Source organism: uncultured Croceicoccus sp., from assembly GCF_947496385.1.
Classification (GTDB): Bacteria; Pseudomonadota; Alphaproteobacteria; order Sphingomonadales; family Sphingomonadaceae; genus Croceicoccus.
Genome location: NZ_CANMCP010000005.1, coordinates 137,529 through 152,264, shown reverse-complemented (window position 1 = coordinate 152,264; position 14,736 = coordinate 137,529). Strand labels below are relative to the sequence as shown.

General features: G+C 62.7%; 13 protein-coding genes. 9 read left to right on the top strand and 4 right to left on the bottom strand.

Annotated features, from left to right (window positions below; all coding sequences use genetic code 11):
- Window positions 1-90: 90 nt before the first annotated feature.
- Both clpP and clpX read left to right on the top strand, forming a co-directional pair.
- On the top strand, window positions 91-753 hold the full coding sequence (clpP, locus tag Q0897_RS10070; RefSeq protein ID WP_299309262.1) for an ATP-dependent Clp endopeptidase proteolytic subunit ClpP: 663 nt from the start codon (window positions 91-93) through the stop codon (window positions 751-753).
- A 176-nt stretch (window positions 754-929) separates the two neighbouring features.
- Window positions 930-2,186: an ATP-dependent Clp protease ATP-binding subunit ClpX gene (clpX, locus tag Q0897_RS10065; protein WP_202086032.1), complete on the top strand. Its 1,257-nt coding sequence runs from the start codon at window positions 930-932 to the stop codon at window positions 2,184-2,186.
- Window positions 2,187-2,252: 66 nt separating this feature from the next.
- Here clpX and Q0897_RS10060 read toward each other — a convergent pair whose 3' ends face one another.
- Window positions 2,253-3,182 carry a cation diffusion facilitator family transporter gene (locus Q0897_RS10060; RefSeq protein WP_299309260.1) on the bottom strand — a complete coding sequence of 310 codons (930 nt, stop codon included), beginning with the start codon at window positions 3,180-3,182 and terminating at the stop codon, window positions 2,253-2,255.
- A gap of 355 nt (window positions 3,183-3,537) precedes the next feature.
- Between Q0897_RS10060 and Q0897_RS10055 the strand changes: the two genes are divergently transcribed.
- Entirely contained in the window at window positions 3,538-6,039 is a 2,502-nt protein-coding gene (locus tag Q0897_RS10055) for a TonB-dependent receptor (RefSeq protein ID WP_299309259.1), read from the top strand.
- An 81-nt stretch (window positions 6,040-6,120) separates the two neighbouring features.
- On the opposite strand, the gene mtgA is transcribed toward Q0897_RS10055, so the two are convergent.
- Window positions 6,121-6,813: a monofunctional biosynthetic peptidoglycan transglycosylase gene (gene mtgA, locus Q0897_RS10050; RefSeq protein WP_299309258.1), complete on the bottom strand. Its 693-nt coding sequence runs from the start codon at window positions 6,811-6,813 to the stop codon at window positions 6,121-6,123.
- 182 nt (window positions 6,814-6,995) lie between these two features.
- Between mtgA and Q0897_RS10045 the strand changes: the two genes are divergently transcribed.
- Window positions 6,996-7,199 (top strand): ParD-like family protein, encoded by a 204-nt coding sequence (locus Q0897_RS10045; RefSeq protein ID WP_299309256.1) that lies wholly within the window; start codon window positions 6,996-6,998, stop codon window positions 7,197-7,199.
- A 1-nt stretch (window position 7,200) separates the two neighbouring features.
- Window positions 7,201-7,968, top strand: coding sequence for a type I methionyl aminopeptidase (gene map / locus Q0897_RS10040; protein ID WP_299309255.1), 768 nt, complete (start codon window positions 7,201-7,203; stop codon window positions 7,966-7,968).
- 62 nt (window positions 7,969-8,030) lie between these two features.
- Here the strand turns inward: map and rpoH are convergent, their stop codons facing one another.
- Both rpoH and Q0897_RS10030 read right to left on the bottom strand, forming a co-directional pair.
- The gene (gene rpoH, locus Q0897_RS10035) at window positions 8,031-8,930 is read right to left on the bottom strand and encodes an RNA polymerase sigma factor RpoH (RefSeq protein ID WP_366519921.1); all 900 of its coding nucleotides are present in this window, start codon (window positions 8,928-8,930) and stop codon (window positions 8,031-8,033) included.
- Between the two features lie 131 nt (window positions 8,931-9,061).
- Window positions 9,062-10,015 carry an RluA family pseudouridine synthase gene (locus Q0897_RS10030; RefSeq protein ID WP_299309253.1) on the bottom strand — a complete coding sequence of 318 codons (954 nt, stop codon included), beginning with the start codon at window positions 10,013-10,015 and terminating at the stop codon, window positions 9,062-9,064.
- 17 nt (window positions 10,016-10,032) lie between these two features.
- Between Q0897_RS10030 and Q0897_RS10025 the strand changes: the two genes are divergently transcribed.
- From Q0897_RS10025 to Q0897_RS10010, 4 genes are all read left to right on the top strand, one after another.
- Window positions 10,033-10,410: a M67 family metallopeptidase gene (locus Q0897_RS10025; protein WP_299309251.1), complete on the top strand. Its 378-nt coding sequence runs from the start codon at window positions 10,033-10,035 to the stop codon at window positions 10,408-10,410.
- A gap of 199 nt (window positions 10,411-10,609) precedes the next feature.
- A complete protein-coding gene (locus Q0897_RS10020; protein WP_299309370.1) occupies window positions 10,610-11,431 on the top strand; it encodes a UDP-2,3-diacylglucosamine diphosphatase in 822 nt (273 codons plus the stop codon).
- Window positions 11,431-12,474, top strand: coding sequence for a glycosyltransferase family 1 protein (locus Q0897_RS10015; protein WP_299309250.1), 1,044 nt, complete (start codon window positions 11,431-11,433; stop codon window positions 12,472-12,474). Before Q0897_RS10020 ends, Q0897_RS10015 begins: the two co-directional genes overlap by 1 nt.
- Window positions 12,475-12,573: 99 nt before the next feature.
- On the top strand, window positions 12,574-14,694 hold the full coding sequence (locus Q0897_RS10010; RefSeq protein ID WP_299309249.1) for an RNA degradosome polyphosphate kinase: 2,121 nt from the start codon (window positions 12,574-12,576) through the stop codon (window positions 14,692-14,694).
- Window positions 14,695-14,736 lie beyond the last annotated feature (42 nt).

Genomic DNA, 14,736 nt, shown 5'->3' with positions numbered 1-14,736 from the left:
TGGTGCCGCCCGCTGTCCCCGCATCAGGGGGGTTGAACATGGCGTCCCAAGCGCCGACATAGGCGCTTCACCGGAAAATCAGAGGAATACATGACGGACATGATCGGAAACATGCGGATCGACCCGGAAACCGGCGCACTGGTGCCTGTCGTCGTCGAATCGACCAGCCGCGGCGAACGCAGTTTCGACATCTTCTCCCGCCTTTTGCGCGAACGGATCGTGTTCGTCACGGGACAGGTCGAGGACAACATGGCCTCGCTCATCGTGGCACAGCTGTTGTTCCTGGAATCGGAGGATTCCACCAAGGACATCTCGATGTACATCAATTCGCCCGGCGGCGTCGTGACCGCCGGCATGGCGATCCATGACACGATGCAATATATCAAGCCGCGCGTCAGCACGGTGTGCATCGGTCAGGCGGCATCGATGGGCAGCTTCCTGCTCGCCTCGGGTGAGCCGGGCATGCGCATCGCGCTCCCCAATGCGCGGATCATGGTGCATCAGCCCTCGGGCGGCGCGCGCGGCATGGCGTCGGATATCGAGATTCAGGCGCGCGAGATCCTGCGTATTCGCCGCCGGATGAATGACCTTTACGCGCAATATACGGGCCGTCCGCTCGACGAGATCGAAAAGGCGATGGACCGCGATACCTTCCTCGAAGCGGACGAGGCGAAGGAATTCGGCATCGTCGACAAGGTGTTCGTATCCCGCACCGACGCCGAAGGCACCGCCGCTGAGACAAAGCCGAGTTGAGCGGCAAAACGCCGCGGCGACGATAATTTTGGCACGGCCATCCGTTCTTAACCTGCGCGTCAGCACAAGTGCGTTATGCACATGCTGATGCGCAGGGCGGACAGCGACCTTGATTATCGCAGGCGCAAGCGTAGATTTTATGACCCCGCCCGGATTCGGGCGATACAGGATAACTTATGACCAAAGTGAGCGGAACGGACAGCAAGAGCACGCTTTACTGCAGCTTCTGTGGAAAGTCGCAGCATGAGGTGCGCAAGCTGATCGCCGGACCGACCGTGTTCATCTGCGATGAATGCGTCGAATTGTGCAACGACATCATCCGCGAGGAAACCAAGGCGGGCATCGCCGGCAAGAAGGACGGCGGCGTTCCGCCCCCGGCCGAGATTTTCGCGACCCTGAACGATTACGTCATCGGGCAGGACCGGGCCAAACGCGTCCTGTCGGTGGCCGTGCACAATCACTACAAGCGGTTGAAGCATGGCGGCAAGAACGACGATGTCGAACTGGCGAAATCGAACATCCTGCTCGTCGGGCCGACCGGTTCGGGCAAGACGCTGCTGGCGCAGACGCTGGCGCGCACCTTCGACGTGCCGTTCACCATGGCCGATGCCACCACGCTGACCGAGGCGGGCTATGTCGGCGAGGATGTCGAGAATATCATCCTCAAGCTGCTGCAGGCCAGCGACTATAACGTCGAGAAGGCGCAGCACGGCATCGTCTATATCGACGAGATCGACAAGATCACGCGCAAGGCCGAGAACCCGAGCATCACGCGCGACGTGTCGGGTGAAGGCGTGCAGCAGGCCTTGCTCAAGCTGATGGAGGGGACGACCGCGTCGGTCCCGCCGCAGGGCGGGCGCAAGCATCCGCAGCAGGAATTCCTGCAGGTCGACACGACGAACATCCTGTTCATCTGTGGCGGCGCGTTTGCGGGCCTCGAAAAGCTGATTTCGGACCGCATGGCGAAGCGTTCGATCGGCTTTGGCGCCCATGTCGCCGACCCGGAAAAGAAAAAGGTCGGCGAGCTTCTGTCCAAGGCGGAGCCTGAGGATTTGCTGAAATTCGGTCTCATTCCCGAATTCGTCGGTCGCCTCCCGGTGATCGCCACGCTCGAGGATCTCGACGTCGATGCGCTGGTCAAGATCCTGAAGGAGCCGAAGAACGCTCTGATCAAGCAGTATCAGAAGCTCTTCGCGCTGGAGAATGTCGAACTGACCTTCACCGACGACGCGCTCGAGGCGATCGCGCAGAAGGGCATCAAGCGCAAGACCGGCGCACGCGGCCTGCGCTCCATCGTGGAGGCCATGCTGCTCGATACCATGTTCGATCTGCCGACGCTCGAAGGCGTGGCCGAGGTGGTCGTCGACAAGGATGTCGTCGAGGGCCGCAAGGAACCCGTGCAGGTGCACAAGTCCAAGGAAGAGGCCGCGTAAAACCGCGCCATTTCCATGCGATAGCGAGGGGCCGGGGGGAAACCTCCGGCCCTTTTGCGTTGCGCCCTATACCACCGTGCCATCGGCCAGCGCGCAGCCCGCCTCGGGATTGAGTTCCACCTGCAACGTGGTGTGATGCACGCCGTGATCATGGTCCAGCCTGTGCGCGACATCGTGCAGGAACGCATCGCCCGGATGTCCGCCCGGCATCACCAGATGCGCGGTCAGCGCGGTTTCGGTTGTGCTCATCGGCCAGATGTGAAGGTCATGCACCGCCGCCACGCCGGGCAGGCGGGACAGCGTTTGCAGCACCGCGCCTTCGTCCACGCTGTCCGGCACGGCGAGCAGGCCCATCTTCACGCTGTCCTTCAAAAGGCCCCACGTGCCCACCGCGATGATCGCGACGATCAGCAGGCTGGTCACGGGATCGATCCAGGCAAAACCGGTGAGCCAGATCAGCAGGCCCGCGCCCACCACCCCCGCGGACACCGCCGCATCCGCCACCATGTGCAGATAGGCGCCGCGAATGTTGAGGTCGCCTTTCCGCCCGGCCATGAACAGCAAGGCGGTGGCCGTGTTGATGACGATGCCGATCCCGGCAACGACCATGATCGGACCCGGCTCGACCGGGGCGGGATCGAACAGCCGGCGCAAAGTCTCGATCGCGATGGCGCCCAATGCGATCAGCAGAAACGCCGCATTCGCGATTGCGGCGAGGATCGAACTGCTTTTCAAGCCGAAGGTGAACCGCGCCGAAGGAGGCCGCCGGGAAAGAATGCTCGCCCCCCAGGCGATGAGCAGGCTGAGCACGTCGGAAAGATTATGCCCCGCATCGGCCAGAAGCGCCATCGAGCCGTAGATCAGCCCTGCCAACCCCTCGATCGCGACGAACCCGACGTTGAGAATCACGCCGATGGCGAACGCGCGCCCGTAATCCTTTGGCGCGTGTGCGTGGCTGTGCCCGTGCCCGTGCGAATGATCGTGTCCAATACCCATGCGGCGACCTATACCGCAAAAACCACGGATGCGAACCGCCCCACCTTCCGATCCCTTTCGCCGAAGCGTTGCAGATTTACCGCAGTGCAGCGAAAATCTTTTTGGCGCTCTGGACCCGTGCCAGAATCTTGCCGCAGGGCCGATGTGATACGGTTAACGACGCCATTCGGCGGCCTATTTTTGAAAGCTTATTACAGGTTCCCAAATGACGCATGTTTTGTCACTCGATTGTCACGTAGGAGGCGTTAAGGGGGCGCCGAAAGCGGATAAACGGGCGAATCGCCGCATCGGGATCGCCCCGTTTTTTCCGCTTTAACGGGATTCGTAGTCACCACCGTATCAGGGGACATCTGCAATGAAGAACTTCCTCCTTGGCAGCAGCGCCGTCGTGGCGATCATGTTGCCGCTTTCCGCACATGCCCAGTCGACCGGCTCGATCGACTTCAGCGAAGAAGACGTCATCGTCGTCACCGGCGCCCGCGACCGCAGCGTCGGCGGTGTCGAAATTCCCGACACGCCCAAGGCGAAGCAGGTCCTCAACCAGGAAATTATCCGTCGTCAGCGCCCCGGCCAGACGGTCAATGACATCATCAACCTGGTTCCGGGCGTCAGCTTTCAGAACAACGATCCCTGGGGTTCGTCGGGCGGTGGCTTCACCATTCGCGGCTTTGGCGCCGATCGCGTTTCGCAGACGCTGGACGGTCTGCCGCTGAACGATTCGGGCAATTACGCGCTCTACACCAATCAGCAGGTCGACCCCGAAGTGCTGGAAGAGGTGAACGTGAACCTGGGCGTCACCGACGTCGACAGCCCGACCGCATCGGCCACCGGCGGCACCGTCAACATCCGCACGCGCATCCCCGGCATGGAGCCCGGCATCACCACCACCATGTCGGTGGGCGATGTGTTCGCCATGAACGATTTCCAGAATTCGCTCTACATGCGCGGGTTCGCGATGGTCGACACCGGCGACATCACCGGCGGCGGCCTGCGGGCGTTCGTTTCGGGCAGCTTCACCTCCTATGGCGTGCCCTACAACCCGTATAGCGAAGTCGAGAAGACGCAGTTCAACGGCCGTATCTTCCAGGATATCGGCAACAACGGCGACTTCATCTCGGTCGCGGGCCACTGGAACCAGAACCGCAACAATTTCGCCGGTTCGGAACGGTTAGGCGACCTGCTCCGGTTTTATGACGGTACGTACTCCAAGGAAGACCGGTTCAATATCTGGTCAAAGCCAAGCGATGCGCCGTTTCCCTGCAGCGTTCCTGACGGGCAGGTGTTGGGGCAGGGTGGCCAAAATGCCGTCGCCGATGTTTATGACCGAAGGAATGGTTGCGGTGCACCGTTTTATCGCCGCTATAATCCGTCCGACACAGGCAATATTCGTGGCTCGTCGCGCTTCTCTCTTTCTGATGGCCTGACGTTCACTTTTGATCCTAGCTATCAATATGTTAAAGCCAATGGCGGCGGTAACGCTGTTTTGAACGAAGGCTTTTTTACTCCCGCCAACACCAGCACTCCATTAACTGGCTCGTTTGACCAAAGTTATTATCTGGGTCGCGATCTCAATGGCGATGGGGATCTGCTCGATGGCATCGCAGGCAACGCGCCCAGCCAGACCGTGACCAATCGCTATGGTGTTATCGCCAATGTTATTTATGACCTGGCGCCTGCCCACCGCGTTCGACTGGCTTATACCCTTGACCACGCTCGGCATCGCCAGACCGGCCAGATTACAAATATGCTGAACAACGGCGAGCCGAGCGATGTTTTCGCAATCGATAATGCTCTTAACGACGTGAACGGCAATCAGATCAATAAGCGCGATCGACTGTCTTACGCGATATTGAATCAAATATCGGGTGAGTATCGCGGTCGTTTTATCGATGATCGGCTCACTACTGTTCTTGGCCTTCGCGTTCCGTTCTTCGAGCGTGAATTGAACCAGAACTGTTATACGATTAATGAAGGGGGCGACGTCGACTGCCTACCAGCCGGTCAGGATTTGTCAGCATACGAAGCAGCTAACCCTTCCTATGTTGCGCCGCTTTCGCGTACGTACAAATATGACAAGTTGCTGCCGAATGTCGGCCTGACCTTCTCGCTCACTGATGCGGCTTCGGTTTTCGCTAACTATGCCAAGGGTCTTTCGGTCCCGGGTACCGATCCACTCTACGATTCTCTGTTCGTTGTGGATGCGCGGGCGCCGGTTCCCGAAACCACGGACAGCTTCGACGCGGGGCTGCGGTTCCAGCGTGGTCGTATCCAGGCGCAGATCGCGGGTTGGTACACGAAGTATAATAATCGTCTCGCATCCGCGTTCGATCCGGAGGCGCGAGGTGGCGACGGCGCGACCATATTCCGCAACCTGGGCGAGGTCGACAAGTATGGCGTGGACGGTTCCATCGCCTATCGTCCGACCACCAACACGCTGATCTACGTCTTCGGTTCGTACAACGACTCCGAAATTCAAGACAACGTGCTCGGTCCCAACAACGGCATCATCCCGACCGCGGGCAACCGCGAATCGGGCACGCCGGAGTACAGCTTCGGTGCGCGTGGTCAGGTTGCTCTCGGCCCGCTCGAACTGGGCGTGCAGGGCAAGCGGACCGGGCCCCGCTTCATCAACGACACGAACGAGGATGAAGTCCCGGCCTACACGATCGTCGATCTCGACGCGCGTCTGAACATCGCCGAATTCCCCACGGGCGGCGATGTGGCGGTACAGCTGAACGTGACGAACCTGTTCGACGAATATTACGTCGGCTTCTTCGGCGGCTCGCTCAGCGGTTTCGGCTTTGCCCAGATCGGTGCGCCGCGCGCGGCCAGCCTCTCGCTGATCATCGGCTACTAAGCCGCGACAGCACAGATGAAAGAAGCGCGGGAGGAGCGATCCTCCCGCGCTTTTTCGTGCGCGCCGTTCGCCGGTGGGGCGTCAGTTGTAAACGCAGGCGTCGAGGCCGTCGCGCTCCACCTGCCCGATGCGGGCGCGGATGGTATTGCCATAACGGCGGGTGAAGCCCGACGGGTTCACCACCGAACGTTCCTTCGGCAGGGGCAGGGCGGCGGCCATGCGCGCGGCCTCGTCCGCCGAGAGCCGGTCGGCGCCGTGGTTGAAATAGCGGATCGCGCCCGCCTCGACCCCATAGGTTCCGATGCCCGTTTCCGCGATATTGAGATAAACTTCCATGATCCGGCGCTTGCCCCAGATCGTCTCGATCAGAAACGTGAACCACGCCTCCAGGCCTTTGCGGAAATAGCCGCCGTCCTGCCACAGGAAGGCGTTTTTCGCCGTCTGCTGGCTGATCGTGGAGCCGCCGCGGATACGCCCGCCCTGCGCGTTGCGGGCCATGGCATTGGCGATCGCTTCGGCATCGAACCCGTCGTGGGAGCAGAACTTGCCATCCTCCGCCCCGATGACCGCGCGAACCATGTTGCGGTCGATCTCGGACAGCGGGGTCCAGTCCTTGGTAATGCCGTTGTCATCCATCAGCATCGTGGCCGTCACCGGAACGGGCACAAGCGCATAGGCCCCCACCCATACCAGCGAAAGCACCACGAAGAGCAGCGCAAGGCGGAAGAGGAAGCCGAACAGGCGGGCGAAAATGTTGGAGGAGGATCGTGCCATGCGCGCCACGCTATCCGCGCGCCCCGCATCGGGCAATCCCGGTCGCCCGCAATGGGCAGGATGCCGCGCGAATCTTGCCAATCGCCGGCCTTGGCTATACGAACCATATACGAACCATATACGAACCATATACGAACCATATATGAAACACATACGAACCGTATTGACAGAGGACTGACATCATGGGCATCGTGAAAATTGCCGAGGATCTGCATGAGGATGCCCGCCGGGCGAGCACCGTCATGTGCCGCTCCATCAATGCGCAGGCGGAATACTGGATGAAGATCGGCATGCTGGCGGAGGCCAATCCCGCGCTGTCGTTCAATGAGATCGTCCGGTCGCAGCTTGCCGCCGCGGATATCGACATTCCGGACCTCGCCGCCTGAAATGGTGAAGACGCCGGAGGAAGTCGCCCTGATGCGCATATCGGGGCGGCTGCTGGCCTCGGTCTTCGAAATGCTGGATCGCGTGGATCTCGCCGGTCGCTCCACGATGGAGATCAACGATCTGGTCGAGCGTTTCATCACAGGCGATCTGGCGTCGCGCCCGGCGAGCAAGGGGCAATATGGCTTTGCCTATGTCCTCAACTGCTCGATAAATGACGTCGTGTGCCACGGCGTGCCGAGCGCGACCGAATTCGTGAAGGAAGGCGACATCATCAATCTCGACATCACGCTGGAGAAGAACGGCTTCATCGCGGATTCGAGCAAGACCTACATGGTTGGCGAAGTCGCGCCCGCCGCGCGGCGGATTGTCCGCATCGCGCAGGAGGCGATGTGGCAGGGCATTGCGCAGGTGCGGCCAGGCGCGCGGCTCGGCGATGTCGGCCATGCGATCGAACGCCATGCGAAACGGAACGGCTGCTCCATCGTGCGCGAATATTGCGGGCACGGGATCGGGCGCGAAATGCACGAGGAACCGCAGGTGCTCGCCTTCGGTCGGCGCGGCACGGGGCAGCGGCTGGTGGAGGGCATGACCTTCACCATCGAGCCGATGGTCAATCAGGGCACGCGGAAAGTCGCCACGCTGGACGACGGGTGGACTGTGGTGACGGGCGACGGCAAGCTTTCGGCGCAGTTCGAACATACCGTCGCGGTGACGGCGGACGGGGTGGAGGTGCTGACCCTGCGCCAGGGGGAGCGGCCGCTTTTGTAACGCAGAGGCCCAAGCAAAAAGGCCCGCGCATCGCTGCACGGGCCTTTTCTGTGTGTGTAGGGTCAGGCCGCGGCGGGGACGAGCCTTTCGCCGGCGATCCGCTGCATCGCTTTCTGCACCTTTTCAAAGGCGCGGACCTCGATCTGGCGGATGCGTTCGCGGCTGACGTCGTAAACCTGCGACAGTTCCTCGAGCGTCTGCGGATTTTCGGTCAGGCGCCGCTCGGTCAGGATGTGCTTCTCCCGATCGTTCAGCACGTCCATCGCGTCGACCAGCATTTCGTGGCGGACCGATTTTTCCTCGGCATCGGCGACGGTTTCATCCTGAAGCGGGCGGTCGTCGGTGAGCCAGTCCTGCCACTGGCTCGCGCCTTCCTCGTCGCCGCGCATGGAAACGTTGAGCGAGCTGTCACCGCCCATCAGCATGCGGCGGTTCATATTGACCACCTCCTGCTCCGGCACGCCGAGATCGTTGGCGATGGTCTTCACGTCGTCGGGATGCAGGTCGGTATCCTCGAACGCCTCGAGATTCTTCTTCATCCGGCGAAGGTTGAAGAACAGCTTCTTCTGCGCCGCGGTGGTGCCCATTTTGACAAGGCTCCACGAACGCAGGATATATTCCTGGATCGACGCCTTGATCCACCACATCGCATAGGTCGCGAGGCGGAACCCGCGATCGGGCTCGAATTTTTTGACGCCCTGCATCAGGCCGACATTGCCTTCGGAAATGAGGTCCGACACCGGCAGGCCGTAACCGCGATAGCCCATCGCGATCTTCGCCACGAGCCGGAGGTGCGAGGTGACGAGCTGTGCCGCGGCCTCCCTGTCCTCATGCTCCTTGTAGCGAACCGCGAGCATGTATTCCTGCTCCGGCTTCAGCACGGGGAATTTCTTGATCTCCGACAAATAGCGGTTGAGGCTCTGCTCGCCGCCAAGGGCCGGGACGCTGGGTGATTTCGTAATTGCCACTTTCCTTCAAACCTTTCTATTCGTCAGCCCCCGGTCGCAGGCCCCTTCTGGGCACCTTGCATGTCGACGGCCACAAGATGGTTATAGGCGAATTTCCGTCGTTTGGCCCGTTGAATTTCTTAATATCAACCACCAAGTTCTTCGATAAGTTCCACCATGTCGCGCGGCAGGTCGCTTGTGCAGCGCACCTCGTCGTGTGTGACGGGGTGGATAAATCCCAGCACCGCGGCATGGAGTGCCTGACGGTGAAAGGAAATCCTGTGAAGGATCGGCCGAAGCCGCGAATCGGAACGCCCATAGACTGGATCTCCGATTAGCATGTGACCTATGGACGACATGTGAACGCGGATCTGGTGCGTACGCCCGGTTTCGAGCCTGCATTCGATAAGCGCCGCGCGGTCCAGCGTGCGTTCCGTGCGATAATGCGTGACCGCGTGTTTCCCCCGCCCCGTATCGTCGGGCAGGACGGCCATTTTCTTGCGGTCGCTCGAACTGCGCCCGATCATGCCGCGCACCGTCCCCGACGGCGGCATCGGGCGCCCCTTCACGACGGCGCGATAGGCCCGTTCGATGGAATGATCGGCGAATTGGCGGGCCAGCCCTTCGTGCGCGACATCCGATTTTGCCGCCACGAGCAGCCCGGAGGTATCCTTGTCGATGCGATGGACGATGCCGGGCCGCGCCACCCCGCCAATGCCCGACAATTGCCCCGTGCAATGATGCAGCAGCGCATTGACCAGCGTGCCGTCCGCATTCCCTGCGGCGGGATGCACGACCATGCCCGCCGGCTTGTCCACCACGATCAGATGGTCGTCTTCAAAGGCGATGGAAAGCGGGATCGCCTGCGCCTCGGCCTCGGCCGGAATGGCGCGCGGTACGGCGATGGTGAACGATGCCCCGTCGCCGACCTTCGCCGATGCGGAGGACGCCACTTGCCCATCCACCGTCACGCAGCCTTCGGCGATGAGCGCCTTCACCCGCTCCCGCGACAATTCGGTCGCCTCGGCCAGCGCCTTGTCCAGACGCGCGCCGCCAGCCGCGCCGCCGATCACGCCGGTAATGAGATTTTCGCCCCCCATGCTATGGAAGATGGGTGATGGAACCATGCTTGCCAAGAGCGGTCGCGGCCACGGTGTTGAACGCGGCGGAAAAGGCGCACCCGCACGAGTGTTGCGGCCTGCTGCTCGGCCATGATGGGCGGATCGACACGGCGCGCCCCGCCCGCAATGTCGCGCCCGACCCCGCCCGCCATTTCGAGATCGATCCGAAGGCCTTGATCGATGCGTATCGCGCCGCGCGGGACGGTGGGCCGCAGGTCCTCGGCTATTACCATTCGCACCCCGCCGGCCCGGCGATGCCGTCGGCCACGGACCGGGCCATGGCATCGGGCGACGGGCGGCTCTGGGCCATCGCGGGGGAGGGGCGCGTGCGCTGCTGGCGCGACGGGCCGGACGGCTTCCGCGAAGAAAACTAGCGTGTGTTTCCAAGGGTATGCGGGTCACGGCAAGGTGATGCGCAACCTGCGGGTCATACTGCCCCGAAACGGTCATGCGGTCCCGCCATCCTCCTGTCCGTCGGCGGAAAAGGGATGCGGGGGACACATGGCGCTCATTGCGAAAATCGGAGCAGGCACGGCGCGCGGCCGGGCGGACGGCACCGCGGACGGCACCGCGATGAAGGCTCTGTCGAAGCAGGACAAGCGTTTCGGCCCGTCGGGGACGCCCCGGCGGCGCTACCGCTCGATCTGGATCTCCGACGTGCACCTGGGCACGCGCGGGTGCAATCACCGGCTGCTGATCGATTTCCTCGACCATTGCGACAGCGACCATCTCTATCTCGTCGGGGACATCATCGACGGGTGGCGCATGAAGAAAAAATTCTACTGGCCCGAGGGGCACAATGCGATCGTGCGCCGCGTGATGAAGCGGGCCAAGCGCGGCACGAAGGTCGTGTACATCCCCGGCAATCATGACGAGATGTTCCGCCAGTTTTCGGGGCTGGACTTCGGTGGCGTCGAAATCCGGCGCAGCGCGGTGCACACCACCGCCGACGGTCGCCGGCTGCTCGTCATTCATGGCGACGAGTTCGATGCGGTGGTGATGGGGCAGCGCTGGCTCGCCTTTGCCGGCGACGCGGCCTACACCTTGCTGCTGCGCGCGAATATCGCGGTGAACGCGGTGCGGCGGATGTTCGACCTGCCGTACTGGTCGCTGTCCGCCCATGCGAAACACCGCGTGAAGGATGCCGTCGCCTTCATCTCCCGGTTCGAGGAGACGGTCGCCACCGCCGCGCGCAAGCGCAACGTCGACGGCGTGGTATGCGGCCACATCCACACCGCCGAACACCGCGATTTCGACGGCATCGCCTATTACAACGATGGCGACTGGGTCGAAAGCTGCACCGCACTGGTCGAGCATTTCGACGGGCGGATGGAAATCCTCCACTGGCCGAGCGAGATCGCCGCGCGGGATGCGTCCGACATGGCGGCGGCGTGATGCGGATCTGCATGGTTTCCGATGCCTGGCACCCGCAGGTCAACGGCGTGGTGCGCAGCCTTCAGACGACATGCGACCATCTTCGCCGGCGCGGCCACGCGGTGACGGTGATCGGGCCGGACGCGTTCCGGTCGGTCCCGTGCCCGTCCTATCCCGAGATCCGGCTGGCCATCGCGGGGGAGCGCAGCGTGGGCGCGCGGATCGCGGATTTCGCGCCGGACATGCTGCATCTTTCGACCGAAGGGCCGCTCGGCCATGCGGCGCGGCGGTGGGCGATGCGGCGGGGGTTTGCCTTTACCACCGCGTATCACACGCAATTTCCCGATTACCTGGCGCAGCGCACGGGTATGCCGCCCTCCGTATTCTGGGGCTTTGTCCGCCGGTTTCACGCGCCGTCGCATGCGACGATGGCCGCAACGCAAAGCCTGTCGCGCGATCTGACGCGGCGGGGCATCGGGCCCGTCGTCCGGTGGGGACGGGGGGTGGACCTCGAACAGTTCGGGCCGGACGGGCCGCGCGATCCGGTCATGATGGCGGCGCCCGGCCCGCGCCTGCTCTATACCGGGCGCGTCGCGGTGGAAAAGAACCTGGAGGCGTTCCTGCGAAGCGCGCATCCCGGCACGAAGTTCATTGTCGGGGACGGGCCTGCGCGGCCTTTGTTGCAAAGCCGCTATCCCGATGTGCATTTCCTCGGCATGCTGCGGGGCGAGGCGCTTGCCGCGGCCTATCGCGCGGCGGATTGCTTCGTGTTTCCCAGCCTCACCGATACGTTCGGGCTCGTCATGATCGAGGCGCTGGCCTGCGGCGTCCCGGTTGCGGCCTTCGACGTGGCGGGGCCGCGCGACGTGTTGTGCGACACGGTCGCGGCAATGGGCGGCGACCTCGACGCGGCCATCGCGGCGGCGCTTGGCCGGGACCGGGCGGCGTGTGTGCGCCATGCCCGCCGCTTTACCTGGGACGCGGCGACGGATCAGTTCGAGAATGCGCTCGTCCCGATGCGCGCCGGAATACGGCAGGAAAGGCGTGCCGGACAATCGGCCTGAAGCGCTCGCGCCCGGCTTTCGCAGGGGCAGGTCTGCAAGGCTTCATAATTCTGTCATACGTTGGCCGCATGCAGCGCGCATGATAGTGCGTAATGTGCGATGAGCTCGGATCCCCAACCCCTTTTCTTCAACCGTGAGCTGAGCTGGCTGGCTTTCAATCGCCGCGTTCTCGACGAGGCGTGCAATCACGATTATCCGCTGCTCGAACGGCTGCGCTTCCTGTCCATTTCGGGCAGCAATCTCGACGAATTCATCATGGTGCGCGTGGCCGGGCTCGCCGGGCAGGCGCGGCGCGGGATCGAGGAACCCTCGATCGACGGCCTGACCCCGTCGCAGCAATTGCGCGCGATTCACGAACAGGTCGACATCCTCAACACCGATCAACAGGCGATCTGGCACGATCTTCAAGGCGAGCTGGCCGCAGCGGGCATCGAGGTGATCGCGCGCGAACGGTGCAAGCCGGACATCGCCCGCTGGCTCAAGACCTTCTTCATCGAACATATTCAGCCCGTCATCACCCCGCAGGCGATCGACCCCGCCCACCCGTTCCCCTTCGTGACCAATCGCGGCATGGGTCTCTTATTCAAGCTGACGCGGATTTCCGATGGCATGCCGGTGATCGAGATGGTGCTGATCCCGCAATCGGTGCCGCGGTTCATCCGCGTGCCGGGCGACGATGCACGCTATATCAGCATCGAGCAGATGCTGTGTCGCCATGCCGCGCTGATGTTTCCGGGCTTTCGGGTGGAGGGCAACGGCCTGTTCCGCGTGCTGCGCGACAGCGATCTCGAGATCGAGGAAGATGCCGAGGACCTCGTGCGCCATTTCCGTACCGCCATACAACGGCGCCGCCGCGGCGACGTGATCCAGCTGGAAATCGAGGAGGATTTCGATCCCGAGGCCGAGACGCTGCTGCGCGAGCAGCTCGGGCTCGACAATGCGATCGTGAAGAAGACCGACGGCCTCATCGGTATCGACCAGCTGTCCGATATCGTGGGCGAGGACCGGCCCGATCTGAAGTTCGAGGCGTATAGCCCGCGCTATCCCGAACGCGTGCTCGAACACGATGGCGATTGCTTTGCCGCGATCCGGGAAAAGGACATCATCATCCACCATCCCTACGAAAGTTTCGAGGTGGTGATCGATTTCCTGCGTCAGGCCGCGCGCGACCCCGATGTCGTCGCGATCAAACAAACGCTCTACCGCGCCGGCAACCAGTCCCCGGTGATCAGCGCACTGATCGCGGCGGCGGAGGCGGGCAAGACCGTGACCGCCGTGGTCGAGTTGAAGGCGCGTTTCGACGAGGAGCAGAACCTGCTCTGGGCGAACGAGCTGGAACGCGCAGGGGTGCAGGTGATCTATGGCTTCGTCGACTGGAAAACCCATGCCAAGGTGTCGATGGTCGTCCGGCGCGAGGGCGAGGGTTACCGCACCTATTGCCATTTCGGGACCGGGAATTACCACCCCGCCACGGCGAAGATCTACACCGACCTGAGCTTTTTCACCGCCGATCCCAAGGCCGGGCGCGACGCGGCGAAGCTGTTCAATTTCATCACCGGCTATGTCGAGCCGCGCCGGACCGAACTGCTCCATTTCTCGCCGACGGGCCTGCGCGAACGGCTGTATGAATGCATCGACCACGAAATCGCCAATGCGCGCAAGGGGCGCCCGGCGGTCATCTGGTGCAAGATGAATTCGCTGACCGATCCCGACCTCATCGTGCGGTTTTATGCCGCGAGCAAGGCGGGCGTGCGGATCGCCCTCGTTGTGCGGGGCATCTGTTGCCTGCGGCCCGACGTGCCGGGATTGTCGGAGAACATCACGGTCAAATCGGTCATCGGCCGGTTTCTGGAACACAGCCGCATCTATGTCTTCGGCAATGGCGCGACGCTGCCCAATGGCCGGGCGCGGGTGTTCATCTCGTCGGCCGACGGGATGAGCCGCAATCTCGACCGCCGGGTCGAGGTGCTCGTCCCCTTGCGGAACCGGACCGTGCATGATCAGGTTCTGGAACAGGTGATGCTGGCCAATCTTCTCGATACCGAACGCAGCTGGCGATTGTTGCCGGACGGGCGGTACGAACGTGTCGAGGAAGGCGCACGCCCGTTCAACCTCCACCGCTATTTCATGATAAATCCGTCGCTTTCCGGAAGGGGCGACGCTTTGGGCGCAGGCGAGGACGTGCCGCGTCTGTCCCTGCGCAAGGGGATACAGCCATGACAAGTGCCGCAACACGGGCCGGGCCGGGCCAATCCCGAACCA